The following is a 26,395-nucleotide window of genomic DNA, read 5'->3' as shown; positions in this document are numbered from 1 at the left end:
CGTCACGGTTCGGCTCGCAAGCTTTCTGCAACATGTTTGGCACCGATGGCGGATGTACCTCGTTCCGCCATCTCTTCACCCAATGCCCGGCAACGGGACAGACGAAATGAGTCTTCACATGCCTCGATTTTTCCCGGTCGGGGACGGACGAGAATCCCGTCTCCCCCGGCGCGCCACTGCTGTGTTGGCGGCTCTGCCGGCTGCACTGCTCCTCGCGACCTCGGGTGCGCTGCTTGCACCTGGTAGCGCCGCGGCCGCCCCGGGCGACGACATCACTGACCAGTGCCTGGAGATGTCCCAGAACGGTGGACCCTGGGTGAAGCCGGCGGCCTTCGATCCCAGTGGAACCGACTACATCCCGATCCCCGGTGACGAGGGCACGCAGTTGGCCTTCAACGTTCGTAATGTCTGCGACCTTCCTGCCACGCTCACTCTTTTCAGTGAGAGCTGGTCCGTCTCGGGCGGCGGCACTGCGACAGTGCGGGGCAAGCTCGACGGCCAGGTCGGCCAGCAGTTCGTGATCGGGCCGAATGCGAATTCGTCGACGCGGATCGAGCTGGTGAAAACGCCTCTCGCACAGAACGCCAACGTGATGGCTGGTTTCATGATTGGCATCCCTGCCGGCGAAGTTTTGCAGGGATACGAGATCAACCCCGGCTGGGGTCTCGTCCTGGTGGAGGGCGAGCCCGTCGTTGTTGCTCCCAGTGCGCCGACCGGTTTGACTCTGGGTTCGGCCGAAGTAGAGGCGGGCACACCCGTCAAGGTCTCCGGCAAGGCAGAGCCGAACAGTACCGTCACCGTGACCGGAGGCGGCGCCACCTGCACCGCCACCGCGGATACGAGTGGGAACTTCAGCTGCAACCTGACGATCACCACGCCCGGCAGTCATCCGATCACCGCCACTGCGACAAATGAGGGTGGGACCAGCCCGGCCTCTACCGCGGTGACGGTGAAGGTCACGGCGAAAACCACCGATCCAGGTGGCAGCAGCAGCGGTTCGCTCGGAAGCAGCACCGGTTCGCTCGGAAGTCTCGACCTGTTCGGCAGCCTCGGCGGATAACCACTCCGGCCCAACCGGCCACTTAGACCTCGCGATGCGCGGGGCGATCTCGACCATCTCCGCGCATCGCCAACCTTCTCGGTCACCGAATTCAATTCGGCGGCTTCATTTCCCATGCCCCTTCCTGGGGCTGTTTCACCGGAGTGCACATCCGCACGGCCCGGGCTCAACCAAGCGCGTCGGATGTCCCGCCGCGAACTGCACAGGAGGAATACCAGATGAACAAGACCACAAAGGGTGCCATCGCCGCTGGTGCGGCTGCCGTTCTGCTCGCAGGCGGTGCCGGAACCATGGCCGCTTGGAACTCGTCTACCAACGGTGGCGCTCCGCAGACGGTTGGCGCCGGTTCGCTGTCGGTCGAGCAGGTCGGCGCCGGCGTGTGGAAGTGGGCAAACGGCAGTACCTTCAATCCCGCGAGCGACCTGATTGTGCCCGGTGATGTCGTCACCTACACCGCGAACTACAGCATCGACCTCGTTGGCACGAACCTGAAGGCGAAGTTGACGCCTTCGCTCACGGGGGTCACCGGAGACCTCGTCACGCTGAATCAGCTGACCGTGGCCCCGGCTAGTGGCACCGTGACTACATACACCGCCGGCCTGGATCAGGCGGCAACGTTCACGACCACCATCACATTCAACGCGGGGGCCGCGGGCGACAACACCGGTCAGACGAAGACCGCCAGCCTCGCCGGCGGCGCGGTCACCCTCGAGCAGACGCTCAACTAAGCCAAAGAAGGTCACGTGAAGACCCAGTACAAATGGGCGATCGCAGCGTCGTCGGTTCTGCTCATCGGGTTCGTCTCGGTGCAGCAGACCGGCGCGCTGTGGCGCGATACCGCAGAATCGACCGGCGGCACTATCCAGGCAGGCATGCTCGATATCTCTGCCGGCGGTGAAGGGGTCAAGCAGTTCAACCTCGATGGGTTCAAGTTGGACAACAAGGGCCCGGGCGACAGCATTCAGATGCCTCTGCCGGTGATCAACTCCGGCAACGTGCAGATGAACTACGTGCTTTCCGATGTTGTACTCAACGGCGCCACCCCACCGCCGCTGAGCCTGCGCGTGGCCAAGGTAGCCAACGAGGCGGCCTGCACCGCCACTGGCGACGTGGGCACTGAGCTCTACAACGGTGCCATGGACGGCGCGGCCTTTTCCGAACAGCTGGTTCCGGCCGGGCAGATGCAGGTGTTGTGCCTGCGGGCCACGCTGGGCCAGGGCGCGGCAGCGAGCCAGCAGTCCAACGCGACGTTCACTTTCGACGCAAGCTCAGTGAGCCAGTCATGACCGTCACCGCGAGAAGCCGGCGTGCAGGCGAACGTGCCGAGTATCGACCCCGGCACAGCGCACACGTGGAAACATCTGAGCGGCAACATGATCCCGAACAAGGCGGAGACGACAAGACCACCCTATGGTGGTGGACTCGCACCATCGTCTCGTGGGTACTGCTGCTGCTGATGGTCGGCATTCTCGCGGTGATGGTCGTTATCCCTCGACTCACCGGCTCCACCGCGTACACGGTTCTCACCGGTTCGATGGAACCGACCATGCCCCCTGGCACGCTCATCGTGGTCAAGCCGACCCCCAACGAGGATCTGACCACCGGGGACGTGATCACGTTCCAGCCCGTCTCCGGCGATCCAGCGGTGGTCACCCACCGCATCGAAGGCATCTATTACACGGGGGAAGGGGAGCGTCGCATCCACACTCGCGGCGACAACAACCCCGTCGCCGACTCGTGGTCGCTGGTGCCCGAGCAGATCCGTGGTCGGGTCATCTACTCGGTGCCGTATCTGGGCCGGGTGAACTCGGTGATCAACGGGCAATCGCGTTCGATTCTCACCACAGGCGTAGCTGCGGGCCTGGCTGTATATGCCGTGTGGATGGTCGTCAGTGGCATCCGCGACAAGCGGGGCAAGGCCGGTGACGACGAAAGTGGCACAGACCCGACTCTTTCCGGCCCTGAACTCGGCGCGCCGGTATTGCCCGCCGATCCATCGGCACCAACCTCCGAATCGAAATAGGACAGCAGAATGTCTACAGAACAGAAATCGGGCGGCGACGCGCGTCTCGGGGCGCGGATGCGAAGCCGTCTGGGCGAGACCGGTTGGATACGGACCCGGGCCGTGCTCTCACTGGGCATGGTCCTGGGCCTCGGAGCGGTCGGCACGATGGCGGCGTGGTCCGACAGCGCTACTGCGACCACCGGCATGTTCAGCACTTCGTCGGTCCAGCTGAAAGTCGACAACCAGCGGCCCGCACACCAATTCACCGAACTCAAGCGCAACAGCATGCTGCCAGGCCAGAGTGAGGCTGGGGCATTGACGGTTCAGAACACCGGAACTGCCAACTTCCAGTGGGCGGTATCGGCAACGGCCACGGGTTCGTCCGCGCTGATCGGGAAGCTCAAGGTTTCCCTACATCAGACCGGCGCCAACGACGGCAGTACCTGTTCAGGACCGATCATCGGGACGCAGCAAGCGTTCTCCGGGAACCCGACACTCGTCTCTGGCCGATCACTCGCTGCCGGTGTTTCGGAGCAGGTGTGCATCAAGGTGACCGTCGATTCGACCGCGGGTCAGACGGAGCAGTTCAAGATCGCCGATCTGGGCTTCAACTTCACCGCAACGGGGCAGTGATCATCGCGATGGACAGCACCGATGAGGAGGTGAGCGTGGGACGCAGTCGTGGCAAGGAAATTGCCTTGAATGTGGCTGCGGTCGCCGGGCTCATCTGCATAATCGCCACTCTCGCGTCCCTGATATTCGGGATCAAACCACTGGTGTTTCGCTCGGGTTCGATGGAACCTGCAATTTCCACCGGTGCGCTGGCGCTGGCGAAGACCGTGCCTGCAACTGAATTGGCTGTCGGCGACGTGATCAGCGTCGACAACGACCAAGGCGTGCGCATCACCCACCGCGTGGTCGAACTCGAATCGGCAGGAGCGGACACCGTGCTCGCCACGCTCAAGGGCGATGCCAACAATGTGGCTGATCGACTGCCCTACACCATCACCGAGGCCGACCGAGTGTTCATCAGCGTCGGCGGGCTCGGCTATGTCGTTGCTTGGCTTTCCAGCCCGCTCGCAACCTTCCTTGGCGGCGGATTGGTAGGCGCGGTGCTGGTCATCGCATTTGGACGAACTAAAGACCGGCGTCTGGAGAATGCCCGCGCCGCCACTACAAATGACGCCCGCGTCGATGCTGACGAAACCTGCGGGGAGCTTCAGGAGGCTCATAATGATTGAAATGCGACGGGCTAGCACCCGCATGAAGTCGCTGCGGTCGTTGATCGCTGTCGGCGGCGCTGCTGCAATGGCTTTCGGTCTGGCTCAGGCCACTGGGACGTTGGCAAATCCAACTGACGTGGTCAATTCGACTGGCGCACAGGTGGCGACGGGCAACTTCTATCCGACTCCGCTGACCTCGTCAGTGACCTGCACCACCTACTGGGGAACTTGGGACTGGGATCCTCGGGGAGATATCGCATGGGCGGCGGTGCCGGGAGCGACGGGCTACTACGTCGAGGTGATGAACAGGTCGAATAACACAGTCAAAACCTCGAAAACCTTCTCTAGTACTGATGCCCGCACTTGGCGGTTGGCCGATGACGGGCGCACCGGGCTGTATGTCCGCGTCTACACCCTCAACGGGCCGGCTAAGTCGTCCGGTTTTGCTGTCGCGCCCAACGGACAGGGGATGTCGTTCAAGAACTGGGTCAACAGCAAAACCCAATGCGAAGGCGGAGCCGGGACAGGCGTTGGCAACCAGGCATGGGAGAACGTCTCCACTTGGGATCCGAGCACCCCTGCACCGAACGGGGCGAACCCTCTGAGCAGGATGCAGGCCGAAGCGATGGTGCCGAACGAGCCTGATGCGTTGGAGACGACCACCACCCAAGCTCCGTCCACGAGCGAGACCGCCAATCCGACAACGTCTACCGAGCCGACCAGCACAACGGAGGCCACGACCACGACGGCACCGAGCACGACAACTCCGGCACCGACCACCCCGGAAACCACGTCGCCGGAGACCACCCCCTCGGCTGATCCGAAGCCGGTTCTGACGGACACAGTCGAGAGTGGCGGCCTCACCGGCGGCTGGACTGCGGGTGGTAACAAGGTTGCAGTGGTCGACGCCGACGGCAACGAACTCGCAAGTGGCCGTGTCGAATCGGGTTCCACTCTGCACTGGTACGACGGCCAGTTGTGGATTGTCGGGGCAACCGAGGTCTACCGCATCATGGAGTCACCGCAGGACGGCACATGGAAGTTCTACAAGGACAGCGGGCAGAACATGCCTGACTTCGGGTAGCGGCCAATCACTCGACGTCTGGACTGTGCCCCCGAGTTTCCGGACCCGGGGGCACAGTCGTAGCTGCGCATGTTCCGACGGTGTCGGGCAATCAGGTAACCGGCTGGTCGCCCGCTGGAGAGGTTTCGGCCGCCCGTGAACTGGATAAACCAACTGCAGACGGCAACGACGTGTAGAGATGCCTGAAGCGTTCGCAGTGTATTGGCACTTATTCGGGGCTCGAGTTATCTTACTGCAAAGTAAGTGTTTGGTGTCGGAGTCGATTGGGGCTATGCCGACCTGAGTACAGGGATCGATATGCGGATGAACCTGGGGGCAGGTGTTCGGCGACGTCGTTGGGCGCGCGACGTATTCGCAGCCGCGACGGCATGTGCGCTGGCGATGTCCGCGTTGCTCTCGGTACAGATTTCAGCGTCGGCGTCCGAGCTGGACGAGTACGTGAATTTGCCTTTGGTGAATCGGAATGCCGAACACGGTCCGGGCGGTGTCCATCCCGCGTTGCCGACTGATCTCGGCACCTTGCAAGCCCTTGTGGAAGAAGCCCGCGCCAGTGGTCGCAGTCCGGAATCCTATGCGGCCTTGCTGTTTCAGTATCGATTGGTCGCTGCCACGGAAGCCGCCGGAATCGATCTCTCATCGTGGAATCCGCGCGCCGGAGTGTCGGCTAATCGCACGAACCTGGTGAAGTCGTACCGCTACTACGAGGATCTGCAACTCGGTCACCCGGAATTGCAGTGGGCGGGCATGGGCGGACAGGTTGGTGCGGACTTCGGCGGGGGACTGATCGACTTCGAACTGATGGCGGACATGTACTCGTTTCCGAATCTGCAATATGTTGCCAATTCGATAGTTTCTCAGGTCACGGATCAGGTTGGCGTGCAAGCGCTGAACCAATTGCCGGCAGGGCTGCGCGCACTCGCCGCGGTGGGCAGGAACGTCACGGCGGACGACTTGGATTATGTGCTGGGGATGATCCTGGTGATGCAGAAGAACATCTTCTCGGATCTGATGCCGATGCATCAGGCATACGTGGATGAAGGACTTCCCGCGCTGGAGGAAATGCAGAGTGCCGGATTGTTCGGTCAGGATGTCATGGACGCCTGGCGTGATGTAGCCTCCGGCGATTCGAATCGGATTGCACGTGGGAACGTAGCACTGCTCCAACGTGAGCAAGGGATGGTCATCCGCGACCAGTGGGATACCGTGCGCGCCTACAAAGGTGATGTGGGAGAGGCGATCACTTACGCATCGACTGTCGCCGGTTCACCTTCGGTCGCCGGCGTCGTACCGCCTCGCTCGTTTCGGTCTCTCGAGTTCGCGACGACACTGGCGGACGGACGCACCGCGACAGTGACACTGCCCCTCCCGGATTGGAACTGGTCGGTGTACGAGGACCGGTGGGACTACATCACCTCGCAGCTCTTGCCGAAGTACCGAGCGATGGTCGAAGAAGATTGGCCACGGCTCGTAGCCACATTGAGTGTTCCCTACGAAATTCAATTGGAGAGTCACCGCCCGATGATGAGCCTCCCACAAACTCTCGAATCGGCCCTCTCCAGTTTGAAAGTGACGGTTCAGTGATGTCGGGTGCCAGATTTCGAAGGTTTGCCCCGCTGGTAGCGCTGACCGTTGCGCTGGTTCTGCCTGCGACTGCTGGGGCCGAGGCCCCAGGCAGTGGTGTTCCAGACGATGCGCAAGCTCCGGCATCCCAGGAGTTTCGGACCGATACTCCCACTCTGGGAGAGATTTTCAACGGGTTCACGGTCGGTGCGCTCAGGTCGGGGGAGTTCGCATCCGAAGAGGAGATCTTCACTGCACTCACGCCCGATGATCCGTTTTACGACGAGCCGGTGTTGACCGGCGCCGAGCGTCCCGGTGATCTCCTGAAGTCGAAGAAGGTGGATGTACTGTTCACCGGATACAAACCGGGACAGCTCGACGCCTACAAGATCATGTACGTTACAACCGGAATCGACGGTTCGACGCCGGTGGTGAGCACCGGGATCATGATGATCCCGATCGACGGAACACCGGCATCGGAGAAGAAAGTCATCAGCTACCAGGAGGCCAACGACAGCGTCGGCGGCTACTGTCATCCGAGTTCGCACTGGACGGGCGGCGATCCGTTGGACGGCGCCTCCTGGTCGGCGTTGGGTCCGCTGGCACTGATGTTCGGAAAAGGCTATGCCGTAGTGATATCCGACGTCGGGAACAACGGAGACCGCGATCCTCACGGCGTCTTCGCGGGCAAGTTCGCGGGGCACGCGCAGTTGGATGCTGTGCGTGCAGCATTTCAGGTGCAGGATTCCGGGCTGAATCCTGAGGCGGAGATTGCGTTGTTCGGAATCGCTGGTGGTGGAGTCGGTACTGCATTCGCCGCCGAATCTGCGCAGTCCTACGCACCGGAACTCGACATCGTCTCGACAGTCCTCGAGGGAATGGTGATCAAGCCCCGAACATTCATGGAGACAACAGATTCCTCGGTCGGTGCCGGCTTCGGATTTGCGACGCTCCTTGGCCTCGAACCCTGGTACCCCGAGATGAAGTTGAACGACAAGCTCAATCCCGTGGGCCGAGCGATTGCCGACGTGTACCGGGATGAGTGCCAGATGCCGGCGTACTTCACGCTTCCGTTCGTACCGCTGGCGAGCCTTTTCGAGCCGGGAATCGATCCGACCACAGAACCCAGCTTCCAGCGCGCGTACGACGACAACGTATTGGGTCACGGTGCTCCGGCGTCGAAGGTATTGATAGCTTCGTGCGCAAAGGACGACTCCCCGATGTCACTTGTGCCGGCAGCTGATGCGCGAGAACTGGCGGACACGTACAGAAGCCGAGGGACGGACGTGAGCTATCAGCCCACGGACTGCAGTATGGATCGCGCATTCACGGATCCATACGGTTGGGGAACTGATCTGTTCGGAATGCAGACGATCGACTGGATAGCCCACAATTTCGACAACTGAGTGAAACTATCCGGTGACAGCGAGACGCAAACTCTGATGGCGGCGCACGAACATGCTGGGGACCCAACGTGGTGGGGATTCGGAATCGATTGTGACGTGCGAACTGTTTTCGAGAAGGACTGCGATCGCGGTCTTTGCTTCCAGACGAGCCAGCGCGGCCCCGACACAGAAATGTGCTCCTTTACCGAAGGCGAAATGCGCTCGGGGATTGACCCTGTCGAGGTTCATCACCTGTGGTTCGGTGAATGACTCAGGATCGCGGTTCGCCGAGCCCCACAGCAGTATAAGGTGACTGCCGGCAGGTAGCGCCACGTCGCCGAGTGTTGTGTCCGCGTTGACATGTCGGTGATGTCCGCGAAAGGGTGACTCGAGTCTGAGCGTTTCTTCCAGGAACGCGCCCACGAGTAGAGGGTCCTCGCGCAGCTGCGTCTGTATCGTGGGGCGCTCGGCGAGCAACCGTGCAGAGTTGGCGATCAGTCCGGCGGTCGATTCGCCACCCGCACCGACGAGTTGCACCAACATCAGCACGGCCACGTCTTCGCTGAGTTCGCCTGCGTCACAGCAACGGACGAGGTCTCCGAGTAGATCATCCACCGGGTGAGCCCGTGCCTCACGAAATTTGCTGTAGAGGTACCCGGTGAGTTCGGCCGCCGAGGTGACGACGCCTGTCAACCGTTCTGCGGTCACGATGCCGCTGAGAAGTTCGGTGCTGTCGTACGACCACGTCAGCAATTGGGGGACGTCGAGTGCCGGCAGGCCGATCAGTGTGGCAACCATCTGTAGAGGCAGCGTGTCCGCTACCGACGCGACCCATTCGATACGTCGACCGTCGAAGCCGTTGTCCCACAACTGCTGCGTGTACGCGAGCATCGTCGGCTCGAGTGCTCGGATACGTTTGGCGACCAGTGTCGGCAAGACAAGTTTGCGCTGGTGTTGATGGTCGGGCTCGTCGGCAGTCGCGAGAACGTGAACAGCTTGGCCGCCGCCGTTCATGTCGAAGGTCACGGCCGAACCGTCCGGTGTTCGAACCAGCACGCCGGTGAGGTTGTTGGAGAAGTCGTCGGTACGGGAAACGGCTTCTGTGACCAATTCCCACGTGGACACCAGATAGAAGTCGGTATCGGGTATTCGATACACGGGGTGCTCGCGCCGGAGTACGTCGTATAGCGGGTACGGGTCGTCGATGTTCGACGGCAGGAAAGGGTTGATGTCGAGCGTCGATGGTGTCACGAAGGGAAGATTTCACGGACAGGAAGGAGAAGTCAACAGATGGAAAAGGTCTCTGAACTGGTATTTTGTCAAAATCTCACGCACGTTGGGCCTTCCATGCTTCTCCCTGGTCAGAGGCCCACCGCCTTCCTTGGCATAGAGATTTCTGATTGAATCTGTCTCAGAGTGAGACGAGGTGACGGAGAGTGACCGGTGCAAACGAGCGTCGCGCCGCGGACTGGCTGGCCGGAGGTAACCGCAGTGAACTCGCAACCGAGCGCATCTTCGCGGCTGCGGCGGAGCTGATTCGAGAACGGGGATTCGATCGGTTCAACGCCGACGACGTCGCTGCCCGCGCAGGCTGTTCGAGAGCAACGCTCTACCGCTACGTAGGTGGCAAGTCCGCGATCCGCGAGGGGTTGTTGTCACGAGGCGCGGCATCCGTGGCGAGCCAGGTCGCGACTGCCGTCGAATCACTGCACGGCGACGAGCGCATCGTGGAGTCGATCCTCGTCGCCGTCGACGCGATCAGATCCGACGCTGCCATGAGCCACGGTCTTGCGGCAGCGCGGGCCAACGGAATCGACGAGTATCTCGTGTCCTCGCCGTTGCTGCCGCGTACTGCGCTGGAACTTGCGGGCTTGGATCCTGAAGGTCAAGAGTCGCAGTGGGTGGTTCGGATCGTGTTGATGCTCTTGGCATGGCCTCTCGCAGACAGGGCCGCCGAACGACGGATGGTCGAGTCGTTCATCTACTCCTGAGCGGGATTCCGTGTTCGTGAACGGTGCATCGGATCGTCGCTGCTGTAGACGGTTCGGTTCATTGCTTCATTCCTCGGCTCGGTACTCTGAGCTTGTCCGCTGCCGCGAAGGAGAGAGTCACGATGGTCGTACGCAGGCCCCGCGACCGTAAGCAGCAGATTCTTGCGGCTGCAGGTGAGCTTTTCCGTGAGCACGGTTATCACAACGTGTCTGTCGCTCAGGTGGCCGCTGCAGTTGGAATCACGGCACCTGCGCTCTATCGGCACTTCAAGAACAAGCCGGATCTCCTTTACGCCGCGGTCAACGCAGGCATCGAATCGCTCTACGATCGGGTCGCAGGTGCCGAGGATCTGAAAACACTGATCACCGAACTTGCGGCATCGGTGTCCAAACGTCGGGGTCTGTCGCTCCTGTGGCAGCGAGAGGCACGCTATCTGCCTGACAAGCAACGTGAGGAAATGCGTTCGACCCTCAAGAGTGCAGCTTCGCGCGATGCAGCGCTGATCCGAATTGAGCGTCCCGACCTCGACGAGGAAGACAGCTATCTGCTCGCCTGGGCTGTCATCGCAGTCTTCAACAGTGTGTCTTCGCATCGAGTGTCCTTGCCGAGGCGTCAGATGGAACTGCTGCTTGTCGAGTTGGCAGACCGCGCTGCATACGCGGAACTGGGTCGCTCAGAAGTGAAAGTCGTGGCGGCAACGGGTCACCTGCCCGTTGTGATACCCAGACGTGAACTCTTGTTGACCGAAGCAATTCGGCTGTTCGACGAGCGTGGATATCAAGCAGTCAATACCGAGGACATCGGTGAGGCTGCAGGGACGACAGGCCCGAATGTGTACAACCACTTCGATGCCAAGATCGACCTGCTGATCTCTGCGGTCTCGAGGGGCGGCGAGCGTCGCCGGCTCGGCGTTGCACAGGCTCTCGGCGCCGCAACCGGCCCGGAGGACGCGCTGTCCGGATTGCTTGCCGCACATATCGATTTCGCGATCAACGAGCGTCATTTGATCGGGTTGTTGATCAGCGAACTCGACCAATTACCGGACAAGTTCCGCCGCACGTGTGAACAGAATCAACGTGAGTACGTCGCGCTATGGGTCAAGATGCTCGAAGAAGTCCGTCCGGGCCTCGAGTCCGCCACCGCCAGGATCACCGTCAATGCCACTTTGACAGTTGTGGAGAACGCCGTCCGAATCGGCCGGCTTCGCCGTCGCGACGACCTGTCGGACAGACTCTTCGAGATCGGCTGCGCCCTGCTGCTGGGCGCATGAAAAATTCGGGTAAGCGCCACGGGCGGCGGATCGACTCACGAAACTGATCGGAGACGTCATGCGTTTCGACGCAACAGAACTGACGATCGAGGAGCTTGCTCTTCAGGCTGAAGTGCGGGAGTACCTCGACAAGCGACTCACCCCCGGTACCTACTCGCTCGGACTCGGGATGGCCGGAGCGGTGGATCCGGTGTTCTCGCGAGATCTGGGTCGACGTGGGTGGCTCGGCATGTCGCTGCCGAAGGAATACGGCGGGGGCGGACGGTCAGCAGTGGATCGACTGGTCGTCGTCGAAGAACTTCTCGCGCGGGGAGCGCCGGTCGGCTATCACTGGATCGGAGACAGACAGTCGGGTCCGAGCATCGCCGCCAACGGCACGGAAGAACAGAAGCGGTACTTCCTTCCCGGTATCGCGAGCGGTGAGTTCTCGTTCTCGATCGGGATGAGTGAGCCCGACTCGGGTTCGGACCTGGCATCGGTGCGCACTCGCGCCGAACGTGTCGATGGTGGCTGGAAAGTCAACGGCACCAAGATCTGGACCACCGGCGCCTTCCATGCCACACACATACTCGCCCTGCTTCGAACCTCGGCAGACAAGCACAACGGACTCACTCAGCTGATCGTCGATCGCGACAGCGAGGGTCTGACCGTCTCACCCATTCCGTTCATCGACGGTAGTGAGGACTTCTGCGAGGTGTCGTTCCAGGATGTTTTCGTGCCGGATTCGCGTCGCCTCGGAGACGTCGGAGCGGGCTGGGGACAAAACACCGGTGAACTCGCACTCGAGCGAGGTGGCGTCGACCGTTGGATGTCGCTGATGCCGGTCCTCGAGAACTTCGCGGCCAACCAAGCAGCGCAAGGCGGTCCAGCTGCTCTCGCCGATCTGGGCTCGATTACCGCACGCTGCTGGGCTTTTCGCGGGATGTCGCTGTCCATCGCACGGATGGTCGACGCCGGTCGCTCGCCGGTCACGGAGGCCGCGCTGATCAAGGAGATGGCAACACGCTTCGAACAGGACTGTGTTGCGACCGTCGCGCGGCACCTCGGCCGGGCTCCGGACCTTGCATCCGACGATCCGTACGAGTCGCTGCTCGCCCGGGCCGTGCTGGTGGCGCCGTCGTGGTCGATTCGCGGCGGTACCAACGAAATTCTCCGCACCGTGATCATGAAAGGGTTGGACCGATGAATTCGGGGTCACAGATCAACGCGAACACATTCGACGCCGACCTCGAATCGATGGTCGAGCAATTTTTCGCCGAGAAGTCCGGCATCGAGGTGGTAGCGCAGGCGGAGATCGGCGGTCTGCCCGCCGGATTATGGAGCGCGGCAGTCGAACTAGGGTTACCTCTGGTCGGTCTTCCCGAATCGGTTGGTGGTTCCGGTGGCTCGCTCCTCGACGCCGTGACTGTCCAGCGCGCGGCGGCGAGGCACGCTGCGCCGCTGCCGCTCGCCGAGACGTACCTCGCGGGCAGGCTGGCAACAGCGGGCGGGTTACCCGTGCCCTCCGGAATCGCAACGGTCGCCCCGGGTTCGCCGCGCGACGATGTGCGCCGGACCGACGACGGTGTCCTCTCGGGAACCTTTCACGACGTGCCGTGGGGTAGCGCTGCATCAGTGCTGGCAGCAGTTCTCGGTGATCGCGTCGTACTCCTTGACATCTCCGACGCCGAGATCGGTGGCGGGACGGATCTTGCGGGGCAAGCGCGTGAGAGCCTGACGTTCTCCGAAGCGCGGACCATTGACGGCGACAACCCGGTCGATGCCCGGATTCTCAGCAAGCTCGGCGCGTTCTTGCGCTCGGTGCAGATGTCGGGAGCGATGGAGTCGGCGTCGACGTTGACCCGGCGCTATGTGTCCGACCGGGTGCAATTCGGTAGGCCCGTCGCGCAGTTTCAAGCAGTCCAGCAGCATATCGTGACGCTTGCTCAGATGGCTTCGATGTCCACGCTGGCCGTCGATCGCACTGCACATGCACTCATCAGAGGCGACGCCGACTTCGAAGTGAGCGCAACCAAATTGGTGGTTTCGCAGAATGCGCTCGTGAGCGTCCGCGCCGCCCACCAGGCACACGGTGCAATCGGCATGACCCGCGAATACCGATTGCAACAACTGACGCGTCGACTGCACGCCTGGCGATCGGAGTTCGGCGACGAAATCGCGAGTGCGACGCAACTAGGAGAGGCCGTAGCGGCGTCGCCGTCACTGCACCGCTTGATCACCGACCCAGAACCGACATTGAAGCTGTAATCCTGACCGTCGTAAAGGATTACGTTGCGTTGCAACGAAGATCGCGCTTCAGCACCTTGCCTGCTGCCGACAGCGGCAATGCATCGACGAATTGGAAAGTGCGCGGAGATTTGTATCCGGCTATCAGCGTTTTCACGTGAGCGCGCAGTTCGTCGGCGTCGGCGTCGAAACCATGCCGAAGGACGACCACGGCATGGACACGCTCGCCCCACTGGGCATCGGGCAGACCGATCACGGAACAGGCCGCGACGGATTCGTGTTGTGCCAGAGCGTTTTCGACCTCGGTGGAGTAGACGTTCTCGCCACCGGTGACGATCATGTCCTTGATGCGATCGACGATGAACAGGTAACCGCGGGCGTCGAGGTATCCGGCGTCGCCGGTATGCATCCACCCGTCGCGGAGCACTTCTGCGGTCTCCTTCGGTTTGTTCCAGTAGCCGAGCATGACGTGGCTGCCGAACGTGACGATTTCGCCCACCTTGCCGGGTGGGAGTTCCGAGCCGGCCGGGTCGACGATTTTCACCTCGCAATGAGGGAGCGCGCGACCAGCGCTGCGGAGGAGATCACCACCTTCGAGGTGATCGGCTGGACTCAGCATGCTGATGTGCGCGGTTTCAGTCATCCCGTAGCCCTGAGCGAAGGAACTGTTGGGGAACATTTGCATGACCTGCCCGAGAAGCGTCGGAGATATGGGCGAAGCGCCGTATCTCAGGATCCTGACGCTGGACAGATCGTAGGTGGTTGCGTCTTCGCCCGTTTCGTTTTTGTGGGCGACCAACATCTGGAGCATTGTCGGCACCAGACCCACGGTTGTCGGGCGATAGCGGTCCACGGCCTCGAGGAACGTCCGTGGGCTGAAGTTCGCTACGAAGACCTGGGTTCCACCCATCAGCGACTGAGCCAACCATCCGACGATCCCGGCAATGTGAAACAGAGGGTTCACCGCGAGGTTCGTTCCGTTGCTGATTGCCACGCCGCCTGCCGCGAGAGTGCCCAGCGCCGAGGTCATCAGCGCTTGATGGCTGATCATCACGCCCTTCGGCACTCCGGTGGTCCCGCCGGTGTAGAGAAGTAGTGCAAGCGTGTCGCCGCCGACGCGCAGATCGTCGACCGGAATCGCCTCCGCGATCACCTGTTCGTAGTCGAGCATTCCGTCCGGAACTCGGTCGTTGCCGCAGTAGACGACAGTGGTCAGGCCTGGACACGCCTCGCGAAGGGTAGATCCGACGGAAGCAAAATTCTCGTCCACGAGTAATACCGTCGACCCTGAATCTTCCAGGGCGTATGTGATTTCCGCCGTGCTCCAGCGAGAATTGACCGGACTGGCCACTGCTCCGAACCACCAGCAGGCCAGGAGCGCCTCGTGGTAGTAGTCGGAGTTCGATGCCAAGATCGCGACTCTGTCACCGGTGCGCAGGCCTAACGTCTGCAGCCCGCCCGCGAGCCTCTTGATCCGGTCGACCGATTCGCGAGACGTGCGCACTCGGCCATCGGAGATCGTCATCACCGCTTCGGGCGACGCTCGTAGGGATCGGTGAACGAATTGAGTCAGCTGCATGCGATTCCTCCTGCGAGTGTGCGGCGAGTGCTCTGACTCGGATCAGTTCCGGCACTGATGCTATTGGCCTGACAATTGCCCTCACTCACCGCCTGAAATCATGCCCCACTCCGGTGCAATCTAGACGATTGTCCAGTTAACTCTGACGATTCCATCCTGCCGTGGGGTGATTTCTGCGAGAGTGTCGAACATGCGAGCAATCCTGGTAGCCGGTATGAGTGCGTTCGTGGCGGTCGTCTCGGCGCCCTCTGCCGGCGCCGAAACGACTACGAACCAAGTGCGCTCGTTTTCCGAGACCACGTCAGTCGGGGTCCACAATTCCTACGAGAAGGCGACGTTTCCGTACTTCGCCGACGCTTTGGATTCCGGGGCGTCGTTGCTCGAGCTGGACCTGTGGACCAACGGGGGCGGTCCGGACTGGCGTGTGTCGCACATGAATCCGGTGGTGAGCGACAGCAACTGCGTCGGCGCTCAGGACGCATCCGGGTTGCGAAGCGGTCTACGAGATCAGGGATTCCGTGGATGCCTGGCAGATATGCGGGCGTGGCACGAGGCCAATCCCGAGCATCCGCCCGTGATGATCAAGTTGGAAATCAAGGACGGGTTCACTGCCGGGTACGGACGTGGGCCCGCGGATCTCGACGCCCTGATTCTCGGGACTCTCGGAGACGCGGTTTTCACGCCGGCCGATTTGATGGGGGAGTCCTACTCCACCCCGGATGCCGCCGTCACCGAGCGTGGATGGCCGAGCACCTCCGAAATGACCGGGAAATTTCTGTTCGAGCTGATACCGGGAACGATCGAGGAGGGAAACCCTATCGATACGGAGTGGACGGACCGGCAGTATGCGACGCACCTGCGAGATCTGTCCTCCGCCGGGCTCGTCGAACTCGGCGCCGCCTTTCCCGCTGTTCACCGTGCATCACCGGGAGACCCACGTCTCGACCGCTATACCGACCCGGGGATCCGTCCGTGGTTCGTGATTTTCGACGGCGACGCTCTCGACTACACCGCCGGAGTCGTGGATCCGAGTTGGTACCACGATCGCGGCTACCTGCTCGTCATGACCGACGCGCACAAGGTCGCTCCGCAGATCGACGGAACCCATGCCACCGAAACCGAGGCGAGCGAGCGTCTCGACCTGTTGGCCGGGCAGCACGCAAGTTACATCACCGCGGACTGGTCGAGGTTGCCGAACGTACTGTCCACCGTGGTGCCGCGTCGGTGATTTTCGAATGGCCGGATCGTGAAGAGCGAGATCTGACGGGCGGCAATTCTCAGGAGCAGGGTGCAGGATGGGTTCATGCGCACTGTCACGTGGAATCCCGAAGTCTACGGCCGCTATTCGGGTGAGCGGTCACGCCCGTTCGTGGACCTGGTGTCACGGGTGGCCACCGAAGACCCGACGCGGGTAGCCGACCTCGGCTGCGGATCAGGCACCCTGACCGCGATGCTCGGGGAAAGATGGCCGGACGCCTCGGTATCCGGATTCGACTCGTCTCCCGAAATGGTCGCGCAGGCCCCTACAGACCTACCGGGAAACGTCACCGTCGAGTTGGGGGACATCATGTCCTTCGACGCCACCGGTTACGACGTGGTCGTCAGTAACGCTGCATTGCAGTGGGTTCCGAGCCATCGCGAGCTGATCGACCAGTGGACGGACACCCTGGAATCCGGATCGTGGCTGGCGTGGCAGGTGCCGGGTAACTTCGATGCTCCGTCCCATGCGCTCATGCGAGATCTCGCGGAATCAGCGGAATGGAGTGAGCGACTGGGTGGCGTCCTACGCGGCCCGGAAGGCGTCGACAGTCCAGTTCAGTACGCGCAGCGTCTCCAAGAACACGGATTCGACGTCGACGCCTGGGAGACGACGTACGTACACGTGCTGGCAGGTGCCGACCCGGTGCTCGGATGGGTACGGGGGACGGGGTTACGGCCCGTGCTCGACGTTCTCGGCGAAGCTGACGCTCCGGAGTTCGAGCGTCAGTATTCCGATCTGCTGAGGGAGGCCTACCCCGCAACAGCCGCCGGAACGCTCTTTCCGTTCCGGCGGGTGTTCTGCGTCGGACACAAACGGTAACTACTCGGCTGGGTTGCGGTCAGCCGATCACTGCGCGGTGACAAAGCCTTCCGAGACCAGCCAGTCGCGGGCCACGTCCGCCGGCTCCTTGCCGTCGACGTCGACCTGCCGGTTGAGCTCGGTCATCACCTCGTTGGTCAGTCGCTCCGAGATCGGTGCCATGACTTCTGCTACCTGCGGATGTGCTTCCGCGAAGTCCTTTTTCATCACCAGTGCCGGATTGTATTTCGGGAAGAACTGGAGATCGTCGTCGAGCAGAACGAGATCGAGTGCGATGATGCGACCGTCGGTGGTGAACACCTCGCCGAACTTGCACTGATCGCCATCGGCTGTCGCCTGGTAGATGATGCCGGTCTGCAGGATCTGGCGTTGGGCACGAGAGGCGTCGAAACCGTATTTCGCTGCCAGGCCGGGATATCCGTCCTGGCGGACGTTGAACTCGGTCTCGACGCACGTCACCGCAGCTCCGGGATCGGATTCGACCAACTTCGCGTAGTCGGAAACGGTCTTGACACCGGTCTTCTCAGCGGTCTCCTTGCTCATCGCCAATGCATACGTATTGTTCATCGGCGCCGGATCGGTCCACACCATGTCGTTCGCAGCAAGGTCCGCATCGCGGACGGCCTCGAACTGCGCCTGCGAATCGGGAAGCGGTGTCTCGTTGCCGAGGTAGTTGATCCAGCCGGTTCCGGTGTATTCGTACGCAAGATCGATCTGGCCGTTCAACTGTGCGTCACGGGTGCTGTTCGAGCCCTGGATGTTCGTGAGATCTCGAACATCCGCGCCCGCAGCGGCCATCGCGAATTCGATGACGTACCCGAGCACGATCTGCTCGGTGAAGTCCTTGGAGCCGACGGTCATCTTCACACCCTCGAGCTCCGGAACTGGCTCGATGCTGCCGGGGCCGACGGCCAGGGGCAGTGCGCCACCGGACTCGAGACCACACGAAGCGACAAGTGTGAGGCCGATCGTGGCAACCGCGAGTTTCCAGCCCGACGTTCTGGTGATCGAAGTCTTGGTCATCGCAATCCCTTGGGCCCGAGATAAGTTTCGGCGAGCGCGCCGAGCCAGTCGATCAGCAAGGCCAGCGACACCGCCAGTACGGCACCGACAACGAGGGTGACGTTGTCGCGGAGCTTGTATCCGGTGTCGATCAGAATGCCGAGTCCGCCGGCACTGACCAGGAAGCACAGCGTCGCGGTACCGACGGCCAGAACGAGCGAAGTACGCAGTCCTGCAAGGATGTACGGGACGGCCATCGGGAACTCGAGTTGACGCAGGACCGTGAGCGAAGACATTCCCTGCCCGCGCCCGGCATCGATCAAGGTCTTGTCCACTTGCTGGTAGCCGAGGATGGTGTTGCGCAGCACCGGAAGCAACGAATAGAACGCGATGGGAAACACGCCGATCCAGAAGCCGGTCGTTCTTGTCGCGAGATAGAACAGCACGAGCAGGCCGATGGCAGGCGCTGCGGCTCCGATGTTGGCTATTCCCACGAAGAACGGTGCCAGGCGGGTGAATTTCGGCCTGGTCAGCAGGGTTCCGAGTGGAACCGCGATGGCGACGACGATGATGACCACGGCGGCGGTGATCAGTACGTGCTGCCAGGTCAGAGTGACGATGTTGTCGAGGTTGATGCTCGCCTTCTGCGTCGCGTTGAGATCTCGGCTGAATGCCCAGATCAACACGCCCGCAACCAGGATCAGGACGATGACCGGCTGCACATACAGTCGCATCCGTTCAGCACGGCGCGTGGCGGCGTTCTCGGCCGCACCCAGATCGGGGGCGTCCGGTTCCATCTCAGGCGCGGAGACGCGCTCCTCTGTCGTGGCAGTCATGTTCAACCCTCGACGTTCTCGGTGTCTGGCTCTTCGTCGTGGTCGTGCGCATGCTCCTCGCGCATTTCGGAAAGATGGCTGACCAGTGTGTCGATGGTGATGAGACCGACGTACTCGCCACGCCGTCCGGTGACCACGGTGGACGCATTGCTCTCTGCGAGAAGAGCTTCCAACGCATCCTGCAGGGTGGACTGGATGGACACGGCTTCGCCGATCTCGTTACCGACACCTCGAAGAGTCGACGCATGGGCGAGGTGGCCGGGCGAGACCCAGCGAAGCGGCCGTCCGCGCTGATCGAGAATCAGGGCCCACTTCCACTTACGCGCTGCGAGTGCGGTTCTCAAATCATCGACCGAATCGGTTTCGCGGGCGGTGAGGCACTGCTTGAGTTTGATCTGGCGCACGCGTGTCAGGGTCAGCTGCTTGAGCGAGGCGTCCGCCCCGACGAATCCGGCGACCATGTCGTTTGCGGGATTGGCGAGAATCGCTTCCGGAGTGTCGTACTGCATGATGCTGGACTGATTGCCCAGCACGGCAATACGGTCACCGAGTTTGACTGCCTCGTTGAAATCGTGCGTGACGAAGACAATGGTCTTACCCAACTCCGACTGCAGACGCATCAGTTCGTCCTGGAGCAGGCCGCGGGTGATCGGATCGACGGCACCGAAAGGTTCGTCCATCAACAGCACCGGAGGATCGGCAGCCAGCGCCCGCGCCACGCCCACACGCTGTTGCTGCCCGCCGGACAATTGGCGAGGGTAGCGGTCGCGATAGGTATCGGGATCGAGGCCTACGAGGTCGAGCATCTCGTCGGTGCGCGCTGCGATACGTTTCTTGTCCCAACCGATCAGACCCGGGACAGTCGCGACGTTCTTCGCAATCGTGAAGTGCGGGAACAAGCCTGCCTGCTGGATCGAGTACCCGATGCCACGGCGGAGCTTGTCCGGGTCGATCGACAGCGCGTCCTTGCCGTCGATGGTGATCTTGCCGGAGGTAGGTTCGATCAGGCGGTTGATCATGCGCATCGTCGTCGTCTTGCCGCAACCCGAAGGTCCGACGAAGACCACGATTTCACCGGCCGGAACAGTCAGCGAAACATTGTCCACCGCTGCAGCTTTCTGGCCCGGGTACCGCTTGGTGACGGACTCCAGGACGATCTCGACCCCGGATACCTTCTGATCTGTGGATACGTCAGACGGAATGGTTTCAGTCATTGCAGCCCCTTCGAAGTAGTGAGACGACCGATGACGACGTAGATTCCGTCGAGAATCAGAGCGAGAATGACGATCAGTACGGTGCCGACCAGCGCTTGCGGAACAGCATTCGGGCTACCGACACGCGAGAGTCCGGAGAAGATCAGGTTTCCCAGACCAGGACCTTTGGCGTACGCCGCGATGGCGAGGATGCCCATGAGCATCTGTGTACTGACCCGCATGCCGGTGAGGATCGACGGCCACGCGATCGGTAGCTCGATTCGACTCAGTACGTGCATGCGATTCATTCCGACACCGCGGGCTGCGTCCGTGATCGCCGGGTTGACTGCATCCAGACCGATGATCGTGTTCCGAATGATCGGGAGCAGGGCATACAAGATCAACGCGGTGATCGTGGGAGCGACGCCGAGACCGAGAATCGGAATGAGCAGTCCGAGGAGGGCGAATGAAGGAACCGTCAGGATCGTGCTGGCCAACGCCGTAGCGATGGAGGATCCCGCCGGGCTCCGGTAGACGAGAATACCGATGATCACGGCGGCAATCGTCGCGATGATCACGGACTGGATAACTGCTGAAACATGTAGGTACGAGTCGGTCATCAATTGTTGTCGTCGTGCAACGACAAAATCCCATAGGGCGCCCATATTTCCGAACCCACTTTCTTCGGACTTCTGCTCGCTCGAACGTCTTCCCTCGACACCGACCGGCGCACAAGGGCTTTCCCCGCAGCCTCCGTAGGCCGAGGGGTTTCCCTCGACTGTCGTCCAAAAACTGAGATACTGCAACTAATTCCGATTGCAGCGTGTCGGATGTTGTTCTGGACGTGAGATTTTGCGAGACGCGGGTATGTACCCACTGCGAGCAGAGTTGAAACGCGCTGGAGATGGCAAAGCGGGAGAGTTCCGCAGAACTCTCCCGCATTGCTTGATTTGTCCGAATTGGCCTCAGGCCCAGCTGAGCGCATCCTCATCGGAGAGGCGCGGCAGACGATCGAACCAGGGGTTCTCACCGGGATGGCCGATGTTCACCACGAGGATCGTCTTGAAACGTCCGTCTGCGAAGAATTCGCCGTCGATGCCGTCGGCGTCGAACCCGGCCATCGGGCCGGCGACCAGACCCTGTGCGCGAATCGCGAGGATCACATAGCCGGCCTGAAGTGCGGCATTGAACCGACTCGTCGAACTGGCGGCAGCCTCGTCGGATTCGAAGTAGTCCTTCATCTCCGGGCGAATGGGGAACAGGTTGGGGATGTGCTTGTAGAACTCGGTGTCCACCGCCAGAACGGCAACTGCAGGAGCGGCCTCGGTCTTGGCTTTGTTGCCGTCTGCCATGTGCTCGACGAGGCGTGCTTTGCCTTCCTCGGTACGGACGAACAGCACACGTAGCGGATTGGTGTTGGCCGCGGTCGGTGCCCACTTCGCGAGCTCCCAGATCGCAGTCAGTTCGTCGTCGGTCACAGGTTCGTTCGAGAAGGAGTTGGCGGTGCGAGCCGCAGTGAAGAGGAGTTCGCGGCCGGCTTCGTCGAGTTGCTGGGCGGTGAATGGCGTGGCTGCGTCGAGAGACATCGGGGGTTTCCGTTCCGTGGTAGCTCGACCGAGCATCACCCGGTAAAGCTAGTTGCTAGTAAAAAAATAGTGCCTACGGATACGTTAGCACTGTGGCTAGGATGGTGGGGTGGCAAGCAAGAGCGAAGCGGGACACGAGCCCCGCGCATGTGACGGGGCTCTGGCCCGCGCGTTCGGCTTCCTGGGCAAACGGTGGAACGGCGTCATTCTCGGCACGCTGCTGAACGGGCCGGCGGGATTCTCCGAACTCAAGCGCGCGGTGGGCGGGATCAGTGATTCGGTGCTCTCGGAACGCCTGACGGAGTTGGCAGGGGCAGGCCTGGTGACGAGGAGCGTCGATGCAGGTCCGCCCATCGCCGTGGAGTACGAACTCACAGCGTCGGGGCAGGCGCTGCTCCCCGCTCTCAGTGAACTGACAACGTGGGCCGCCGAAAATCTGCCACCCGAGAGTTGCTCGAACTGAGCGCTCGCTAGGACGCCGGCGCCGCGACCGCGTGGGTCGCGCTTCTGTGGGACGAAATCTCGTAGGAAGCGACGAAACATCTACGCAACGTAGATGCAACGTAACCAAAACTAGTGTTCTGGATCACACAGTGTTCGTGTGGTCGAGAGGCCTTTGGTCACGAATCTGTGGGCAGAACGGGTCCTGGTTCGCTACCGGTGGTGGATGAGGACAAGGTTCCGCGGGTTGAGCACACAGCTCGCGGAACCGCCCCACCACACGCCCCGACGAGGGCACCGGCCGACAGGAGTTCAGGTGTCCGTAGTTGCGGAAGTCTCGGCGATCGATTTCGCGGAGACCGAATTCGATTGGGCGCAGCGATCGACGCTGATTCGTGAAGTCGACCCACTCGTTCCGGGGCCACCATCCTTGGCGATGTGTCTGAGCGAGCCGACGCGCGGACTGGTCGACATCGCTTCACTGCTTCTCGCGGCTCCTTGGTTGCTTCGATCGCCGCGTGGGGACGGGCATCCGGTCCTCGTTCTCCCCGGATTGCTGACTTCGGACGTTTCGACTCTCGCCTTGAGGACATACCTCAGCTTTCTCGGATACCGGGTTCACGGTTGGAATCTGGGTCTGAACACCGGTCCGACGGCGACGGTGGTCGACGGACTGCCTGCCGCATTGGCCGAGGTAGCAGATCGATACGAGCAGAAGGTGTCGGTAATTGGCTGGAGTCTGGGCGGTATCTACGCTCGAAAGCTGGCGAGGGACCTGCCGGATTCGGTGCGTCAGGTAGTGACACTGGGAAGTCCTTTCGGTCTCACCAGTCTGGAGCAGACGAGAGTCGGATCTCTCTACGCTCGTTTGTCCGGCAATCACGCGATACTGCCTCCGGTCGACGGCATCGAATCCGAACAGGGATCGCCTATTTCCGTTCCCGCCACGTCGGTCTACTCCAGGCACGACGGTATCGTTCCATGGCAAGCGTGCTGTGAAACCTCGGCAGGCCTGTCGGAAAGCATTGCGGTGCAAGGCAGTCACATGGGGTTGACCCACAACCCGTCGGCGTTGTGGACCGTTGCCGATCGTCTGGCGCAGGACGTCGACAACTGGCAACCTTTTGCGGCTCCGAAACGGCTTCGACGCATGTTTCCCTGCTGAGGTGCGAGGCTGAGGTCCGAGGCCGGGGTGTGGGGGAGAACCCTGAGTCAGACGCGGGGACGGACTCGTACCTGAGGACACACCGCGTCGGAAAAGATGGGTCCATGGCCTGATGCGCACAGGTGGATCGGCAGCGGATAGTGGAGGTCGACGCGGATGAACCGCGAGTTCCGTTGAAAGGAAACAACACATGACCTCCCCGATGAATACCCGCAAGCTCACCCGCGCCCGCTCGGGAGCAATGTTCGGTGGGGTGTGCGCCGGAATCGCTCGGTACTTCGGTTGGAAGTCGTCGACTGTCCGCTTGCTGTTCGTACTCTCGTGCCTGCTGCCCGGCCCGCAGTTTCTGATCTACATCGTGATGTGGATTTTCATTCCTCGTGAGCAGATCTGACCGAACCGCTCAACGGCGGCGGTCTTTCAGGCATTGCTTGGCCTCGTGCAATTCTTCCGAACTCAGTGGAGGAAGGGGCAGTGCGTCACGGTGCAGGCCCTCCGTGCGTAGGCCGTCGAGCATTACCGAGAGGTATCGACGCCACACGGTCGGGTTGACGGGCTGAGCAAATTCGGTGACTGCGCCCACCATGAAGATGAGGCCGAACAGGTCCGTCGGTACGGCGTCGGGGCGCAGCATCCCGGCCTCCTGGGCCCGGTAGAAGATCCTCTCGACCGACGGCTCGATGATGGATCGTTGGCATGCGACTTGCTCGCATCCCTCGTCGGTTCCGTTCAGGACGTCTTTGAGTCCGCGGTTGACCGACATACGGCTGCAGGCGAATTCGGCAAAGGTGACAAGTCCGTCCCACGGATCCGGATTGGCAAGTGACGCGTCCGCGGCCGCTGCCATGTCGGCGAAGTTCTGCTGGAAGACTCCGTCGATCAATTCTTCCTTGCTGGCGAACCGCCGATAGACCGTTCCGACGCCGACCCCCGCGCGCCGGGCGACGTCGTCGAGTGTGACGTCGATCCCTTCTTCGGCGAACAATTCACGTGCGGCGTCGATGATCAACTGCCGATTACGTGCAGCATCGGCGCGAAGGGGGCGCTCCATTGCGGTACTCATGTCCCCACTCTACCCGCCAAGTGGAGACAGCCTCTCCGTTTTCGTGTAGCGTTTTTGCTAACCGGAGAAGCCATCTCCGCATAGGTTGGGCGAGGGACTATGTCAGACATTGCTGAACGGACTGAATTCGAGCAGTCCTCAGCGCCTTCAGGGGACAACCACGCAAAGCGGTGGCTGGTTCTCGCGGTTCTGGGAATTGCGCAGCTGATGGTGGTCTTGGATGCCACCATCGTCAACATCGCGCTGCCTGCTGCGCAGCGCTCACTGGAGTTCGGTGATTCGGACCGCCAGTGGATCATCACGGCATACGCATTGGCGTTCGGCAGTTTGCTGCTACTCGGCGGTCGATTGAGCGACTTGTTCGGGCGCAGGCGAACTTTCATCGTCGGCCTGATCGGCTTCGCAGTCGCTTCCGCCATCGGTGGCGCAGCCGTCAACTTCGAAATGCTTGTTGCCGCTCGTGCCGGCCAAGGCGTATTCGGTGCGCTCCTTGCCCCGGCAGCCCTGTCGCTGCTGTCCGTGACATTCACGGATCCAGGTGAGCGTGCCAAGGCGTTCGGTATCTTCGGTGCCGTTGCCGGCGGTGGTGGCGCCATCGGACTGCTGCTCGGCGGCGCACTCACCGAGTGGGTCGACTGGCGCTGGTGCCTCTTCGTGAATCTCTTCTTCGCGGCGATCGCTCTGGTCGGAGCAGTCCTGTTGCTCGCGCCGCACACCAGTGACTCGCGACCCAAGCTCGACATCCCCGGAACGATCCTGGTGTCGATCAGCTTGTTCAGCATCGTCTTCGGATTCTCGAAGGCCGAGTCGGACGGGTGGAGTGCAACTCCCACTATCTCGTGGCTCGTTGCCGGCGTCGTGTTCATGGCGGCGTTCATCTACTGGCAGACCAAGTCCGAGCACCCACTTCTTCCGCTGCGGGTGGTCCTCGACCGAATCCGGGCTGGCTCGTACCTGGCGATCTTCCTTTCCGGCGCAGGCATGTTCGCAGTCTTCCTGTTCCTGACGTACTACATGCAGCTGATCCTCGGGTACAGCCCGATCATGACCGGCCTCGCATTCATGCCGATGGTGTTCGGAATCGTGACAGCGGCAACGCTTTCGACAGCGGTTTTGCTGCCGCGCGTCGGTCCGCGAGTGCTGATCGTGAGCGGAATGGTCATCGCGGCGATCGGAATGACGCTGCTGGCCCAGATTTCCGTGGACAGCACCTATGCAGTACACATTCTGCCGGGGCTCGTCGTCACCGGACTCGGCATGGGCAGCATTTTCGCCCCGTCGATGCAGGGAGCAACTTCAGGCGTGCATCACGAAGATGCCGGCGTCGCATCTGCCACGGTCAACACGATGCAGCAGGTGGGCGGCTCGATCGGAACTGCACTGCTCAGCACGATTGCCGCCTCGGCTTCTACCAACTATCTGGTGGGCCGCGAGATGAATCCGCTGACTCAGGCGCAGGCCGCCGTCGAGAGTTACACCACGACGTTCTATTGGGCCGCAGGCATATTCGCGGTCGGTGCGGTCTTGACCGGACTGGTTCTTCGGAGTGGACTGCTTCCGGATTCGCCGGAAGGTGAACCGGTAATCGCCCACTGACAGCAAATTTCGGGGTCGACGCCGCAATGGCGTCGACCCCGAAATCGAC

At 61.6% G+C, this 26,395-nt stretch carries 27 protein-coding genes; 19 read left to right on the top strand and 8 right to left on the bottom strand.

Translation table 11 applies throughout. From position 1 onward, the window contains the following. Positions 1-118: 118 nt before the first annotated feature. The 9 genes from AC1Q6C_RS04285 to AC1Q6C_RS04245 all read left to right on the top strand — a co-directional run bounded on the left by AC1Q6C_RS04285 (position 119) and on the right by AC1Q6C_RS04245 (position 8,338). The gene (locus AC1Q6C_RS04285) at positions 119-1,060 is read left to right on the top strand and encodes an Ig-like domain-containing protein (RefSeq protein ID WP_003939877.1); all 942 of its coding nucleotides are present in this window, start codon (positions 119-121) and stop codon (positions 1,058-1,060) included. A gap of 218 nt (positions 1,061-1,278) precedes the next feature. Beyond that, the gene (locus tag AC1Q6C_RS04280; RefSeq protein WP_019745196.1) at positions 1,279-1,788 is read left to right on the top strand and encodes an alternate-type signal peptide domain-containing protein; all 510 of its coding nucleotides are present in this window, start codon (positions 1,279-1,281) and stop codon (positions 1,786-1,788) included. A gap of 15 nt (positions 1,789-1,803) precedes the next feature. Next, positions 1,804-2,346, top strand: a complete 543-nt coding sequence (locus tag AC1Q6C_RS04275) for a hypothetical protein (protein ID WP_019745195.1) — start codon at positions 1,804-1,806, stop codon at positions 2,344-2,346. A gap of 65 nt (positions 2,347-2,411) precedes the next feature. Further along, positions 2,412-3,083, top strand: a complete 672-nt coding sequence (locus AC1Q6C_RS04270; protein WP_223304718.1) for a signal peptidase I — start codon at positions 2,412-2,414, stop codon at positions 3,081-3,083. 9 nt (positions 3,084-3,092) lie between these two features. Continuing rightward, positions 3,093-3,698 (top strand): SipW-dependent-type signal peptide-containing protein, encoded by a 606-nt coding sequence (locus AC1Q6C_RS04265; protein ID WP_021332053.1) that lies wholly within the window; start codon positions 3,093-3,095, stop codon positions 3,696-3,698. Continuing rightward, a complete protein-coding gene (locus AC1Q6C_RS04260; protein WP_080726729.1) occupies positions 3,695-4,306 on the top strand; it encodes a signal peptidase I in 612 nt (203 codons plus the stop codon). The genes AC1Q6C_RS04265 and AC1Q6C_RS04260 overlap by 4 nt, the downstream gene beginning before the upstream one ends. A 1-nt stretch (position 4,307) precedes the next feature. After that, positions 4,308-5,372, top strand: a complete 1,065-nt coding sequence (locus AC1Q6C_RS04255) for a hypothetical protein (RefSeq protein WP_270008872.1) — start codon at positions 4,308-4,310, stop codon at positions 5,370-5,372. 297 nt (positions 5,373-5,669) lie between these two features. Then, positions 5,670-6,953, top strand: a complete 1,284-nt coding sequence (locus tag AC1Q6C_RS04250; protein ID WP_162114524.1) for a hypothetical protein — start codon at positions 5,670-5,672, stop codon at positions 6,951-6,953. Then, a complete protein-coding gene (locus tag AC1Q6C_RS04245; RefSeq protein WP_492666397.1) occupies positions 6,953-8,338 on the top strand; it encodes a lipase family protein in 1,386 nt (461 codons plus the stop codon). The genes AC1Q6C_RS04250 and AC1Q6C_RS04245 overlap by 1 nt, the downstream gene beginning before the upstream one ends. 6 nt (positions 8,339-8,344) lie before the next feature. Here the strand turns inward: AC1Q6C_RS04245 and AC1Q6C_RS04240 are convergent, their stop codons facing one another. Then, entirely contained in the window at positions 8,345-9,568 is a 1,224-nt protein-coding gene (locus tag AC1Q6C_RS04240; protein ID WP_492666396.1) for a cytochrome P450, read from the bottom strand. 185 nt (positions 9,569-9,753) lie between these two features. Here AC1Q6C_RS04240 and AC1Q6C_RS04235 point away from each other — a divergent pair, with 185 nt between their 5' ends. From AC1Q6C_RS04235 to AC1Q6C_RS04220, 4 genes are all read left to right on the top strand, one after another. Continuing rightward, positions 9,754-10,308 carry a TetR/AcrR family transcriptional regulator gene (locus tag AC1Q6C_RS04235; RefSeq protein WP_492666395.1) on the top strand — a complete coding sequence of 185 codons (555 nt, stop codon included), beginning with the start codon at positions 9,754-9,756 and terminating at the stop codon, positions 10,306-10,308. A 122-nt stretch (positions 10,309-10,430) separates the two neighbouring features. Continuing rightward, positions 10,431-11,579 carry a TetR/AcrR family transcriptional regulator gene (locus AC1Q6C_RS04230; RefSeq protein ID WP_172403437.1) on the top strand — a complete coding sequence of 383 codons (1,149 nt, stop codon included), beginning with the start codon at positions 10,431-10,433 and terminating at the stop codon, positions 11,577-11,579. A gap of 58 nt (positions 11,580-11,637) precedes the next feature. Further along, positions 11,638-12,765 (top strand): acyl-CoA dehydrogenase family protein, encoded by a 1,128-nt coding sequence (locus AC1Q6C_RS04225; protein ID WP_021332062.1) that lies wholly within the window; start codon positions 11,638-11,640, stop codon positions 12,763-12,765. Further along, a complete protein-coding gene (locus AC1Q6C_RS04220) occupies positions 12,762-13,826 on the top strand; it encodes an acyl-CoA dehydrogenase family protein (RefSeq protein ID WP_492666394.1) in 1,065 nt (354 codons plus the stop codon). The genes AC1Q6C_RS04225 and AC1Q6C_RS04220 overlap by 4 nt, the downstream gene beginning before the upstream one ends. A 19-nt stretch (positions 13,827-13,845) precedes the next feature. Here AC1Q6C_RS04220 and AC1Q6C_RS04215 read toward each other — a convergent pair whose 3' ends face one another. After that, positions 13,846-15,384, bottom strand: a complete 1,539-nt coding sequence (locus tag AC1Q6C_RS04215) for an acyl-CoA synthetase (RefSeq protein WP_065351365.1) — start codon at positions 15,382-15,384, stop codon at positions 13,846-13,848. A 190-nt stretch (positions 15,385-15,574) separates the two neighbouring features. Between AC1Q6C_RS04215 and AC1Q6C_RS04210 the strand changes: the two genes are divergently transcribed. Both AC1Q6C_RS04210 and AC1Q6C_RS04205 read left to right on the top strand, forming a co-directional pair. Continuing rightward, on the top strand, positions 15,575-16,612 hold the full coding sequence (locus tag AC1Q6C_RS04210; protein WP_492666393.1) for a phosphatidylinositol-specific phospholipase C domain-containing protein: 1,038 nt from the start codon (positions 15,575-15,577) through the stop codon (positions 16,610-16,612). Positions 16,613-16,687: 75 nt separating this feature from the next. After that, positions 16,688-17,464, top strand: coding sequence for a trans-aconitate 2-methyltransferase (locus AC1Q6C_RS04205; protein WP_492666392.1), 777 nt, complete (start codon positions 16,688-16,690; stop codon positions 17,462-17,464). Between the two features lie 27 nt (positions 17,465-17,491). Here AC1Q6C_RS04205 and AC1Q6C_RS04200 read toward each other — a convergent pair whose 3' ends face one another. The 5 genes from AC1Q6C_RS04200 to AC1Q6C_RS04180 all read right to left on the bottom strand — a co-directional run bounded on the left by AC1Q6C_RS04200 (position 17,492) and on the right by AC1Q6C_RS04180 (position 22,081). Then, positions 17,492-18,487 (bottom strand): glycine betaine ABC transporter substrate-binding protein, encoded by a 996-nt coding sequence (locus tag AC1Q6C_RS04200; protein WP_492666391.1) that lies wholly within the window; start codon positions 18,485-18,487, stop codon positions 17,492-17,494. After that, on the bottom strand, positions 18,484-19,302 hold the full coding sequence (locus AC1Q6C_RS04195) for an ABC transporter permease (protein ID WP_003939758.1): 819 nt from the start codon (positions 19,300-19,302) through the stop codon (positions 18,484-18,486). Before AC1Q6C_RS04195 ends, AC1Q6C_RS04200 begins: the two co-directional genes overlap by 4 nt. 2 nt (positions 19,303-19,304) lie before the next feature. After that, complete coding sequence (locus AC1Q6C_RS04190; protein ID WP_007731456.1) at positions 19,305-20,516, bottom strand: ATP-binding cassette domain-containing protein; 1,212 nt, start codon at positions 20,514-20,516, stop codon at positions 19,305-19,307. Further along, positions 20,513-21,160: an ABC transporter permease gene (locus AC1Q6C_RS04185; protein ID WP_019745160.1), complete on the bottom strand. Its 648-nt coding sequence runs from the start codon at positions 21,158-21,160 to the stop codon at positions 20,513-20,515. Before AC1Q6C_RS04185 ends, AC1Q6C_RS04190 begins: the two co-directional genes overlap by 4 nt. A gap of 300 nt (positions 21,161-21,460) precedes the next feature. Beyond that, complete coding sequence (locus tag AC1Q6C_RS04180; RefSeq protein ID WP_007731458.1) at positions 21,461-22,081, bottom strand: malonic semialdehyde reductase; 621 nt, start codon at positions 22,079-22,081, stop codon at positions 21,461-21,463. Between the two features lie 109 nt (positions 22,082-22,190). Between AC1Q6C_RS04180 and AC1Q6C_RS04175 the strand changes: the two genes are divergently transcribed. The 3 genes from AC1Q6C_RS04175 (at position 22,191) to AC1Q6C_RS04165 (ending at position 24,081) form a co-directional block, all read left to right on the top strand. Continuing rightward, entirely contained in the window at positions 22,191-22,544 is a 354-nt protein-coding gene (locus AC1Q6C_RS04175; protein WP_007731459.1) for a winged helix-turn-helix transcriptional regulator, read from the top strand. A 294-nt stretch (positions 22,545-22,838) separates the two neighbouring features. Then, the gene (locus tag AC1Q6C_RS04170) at positions 22,839-23,687 is read left to right on the top strand and encodes an alpha/beta fold hydrolase (RefSeq protein ID WP_020970664.1); all 849 of its coding nucleotides are present in this window, start codon (positions 22,839-22,841) and stop codon (positions 23,685-23,687) included. Positions 23,688-23,877: 190 nt separating this feature from the next. Beyond that, on the top strand, positions 23,878-24,081 hold the full coding sequence (locus tag AC1Q6C_RS04165; protein ID WP_003939828.1) for a PspC domain-containing protein: 204 nt from the start codon (positions 23,878-23,880) through the stop codon (positions 24,079-24,081). A gap of 9 nt (positions 24,082-24,090) precedes the next feature. Here the strand turns inward: AC1Q6C_RS04165 and AC1Q6C_RS04160 are convergent, their stop codons facing one another. Then, positions 24,091-24,750, bottom strand: a complete 660-nt coding sequence (locus AC1Q6C_RS04160) for a TetR/AcrR family transcriptional regulator (protein ID WP_019745154.1) — start codon at positions 24,748-24,750, stop codon at positions 24,091-24,093. A 99-nt stretch (positions 24,751-24,849) separates the two neighbouring features. Between AC1Q6C_RS04160 and AC1Q6C_RS04155 the strand changes: the two genes are divergently transcribed. Continuing rightward, complete coding sequence (locus AC1Q6C_RS04155) at positions 24,850-26,346, top strand: MFS transporter (RefSeq protein WP_003940566.1); 1,497 nt, start codon at positions 24,850-24,852, stop codon at positions 26,344-26,346. The last annotated feature ends 49 nt before the right edge of the window (positions 26,347-26,395 follow it).

This window comes from Rhodococcus sp. MT28 (genome assembly GCF_058792695.1).
This window is presented reverse-complemented; position numbering and strand designations above follow the sequence as displayed.

Excerpts from the sequence above, each read along its gene's own strand:
- AC1Q6C_RS04190 (WP_007731456.1), bottom strand. The coding sequence starts at position 20,516 with ATGACTGAAACCATTCCGTCTGACGTATCCACAGATCAGAAGGTATCC.
- AC1Q6C_RS04160 (WP_019745154.1), bottom strand. The coding sequence starts at position 24,750 with ATGAGTACCGCAATGGAGCGCCCCCTTCGCGCCGATGCTGCACGTAAT.
- AC1Q6C_RS04225 (WP_021332062.1), top strand. The coding sequence starts at position 11,638 with ATGCGTTTCGACGCAACAGAACTGACGATCGAGGAGCTTGCTCTTCAG.
- AC1Q6C_RS04165 (WP_003939828.1), top strand. The coding sequence starts at position 23,878 with ATGACCTCCCCGATGAATACCCGCAAGCTCACCCGCGCCCGCTCGGGA.
- AC1Q6C_RS04280 (WP_019745196.1), top strand. The coding sequence starts at position 1,279 with ATGAACAAGACCACAAAGGGTGCCATCGCCGCTGGTGCGGCTGCCGTT.
- AC1Q6C_RS04215 (WP_065351365.1), bottom strand. The coding sequence starts at position 15,384 with ATGCAGCTGACTCAATTCGTTCACCGATCCCTACGAGCGTCGCCCGAA.
- AC1Q6C_RS04265 (WP_021332053.1), top strand. The coding sequence starts at position 3,093 with ATGTCTACAGAACAGAAATCGGGCGGCGACGCGCGTCTCGGGGCGCGG.
- AC1Q6C_RS04200 (WP_492666391.1), bottom strand. The coding sequence starts at position 18,487 with ATGACCAAGACTTCGATCACCAGAACGTCGGGCTGGAAACTCGCGGTT.
- AC1Q6C_RS04210 (WP_492666393.1), top strand. The coding sequence starts at position 15,575 with ATGCGAGCAATCCTGGTAGCCGGTATGAGTGCGTTCGTGGCGGTCGTC.
- AC1Q6C_RS04185 (WP_019745160.1), bottom strand. The coding sequence starts at position 21,160 with ATGGGCGCCCTATGGGATTTTGTCGTTGCACGACGACAACAATTGATG.
- AC1Q6C_RS04220 (WP_492666394.1), top strand. The coding sequence starts at position 12,762 with ATGAATTCGGGGTCACAGATCAACGCGAACACATTCGACGCCGACCTC.
- AC1Q6C_RS04180 (WP_007731458.1), bottom strand. The coding sequence starts at position 22,081 with ATGTCTCTCGACGCAGCCACGCCATTCACCGCCCAGCAACTCGACGAA.
- AC1Q6C_RS04230 (WP_172403437.1), top strand. The coding sequence starts at position 10,431 with ATGGTCGTACGCAGGCCCCGCGACCGTAAGCAGCAGATTCTTGCGGCT.
- AC1Q6C_RS04255 (WP_270008872.1), top strand. The coding sequence starts at position 4,308 with ATGCGACGGGCTAGCACCCGCATGAAGTCGCTGCGGTCGTTGATCGCT.
- AC1Q6C_RS04245 (WP_492666397.1), top strand. The coding sequence starts at position 6,953 with ATGTCGGGTGCCAGATTTCGAAGGTTTGCCCCGCTGGTAGCGCTGACC.
- AC1Q6C_RS04205 (WP_492666392.1), top strand. The coding sequence starts at position 16,688 with ATGCGCACTGTCACGTGGAATCCCGAAGTCTACGGCCGCTATTCGGGT.
- AC1Q6C_RS04155 (WP_003940566.1), top strand. The coding sequence starts at position 24,850 with ATGTCAGACATTGCTGAACGGACTGAATTCGAGCAGTCCTCAGCGCCT.
- AC1Q6C_RS04285 (WP_003939877.1), top strand. The coding sequence starts at position 119 with ATGCCTCGATTTTTCCCGGTCGGGGACGGACGAGAATCCCGTCTCCCC.
- AC1Q6C_RS04195 (WP_003939758.1), bottom strand. The coding sequence starts at position 19,302 with ATGACTGCCACGACAGAGGAGCGCGTCTCCGCGCCTGAGATGGAACCG.
- AC1Q6C_RS04250 (WP_162114524.1), top strand. The coding sequence starts at position 5,670 with ATGCGGATGAACCTGGGGGCAGGTGTTCGGCGACGTCGTTGGGCGCGC.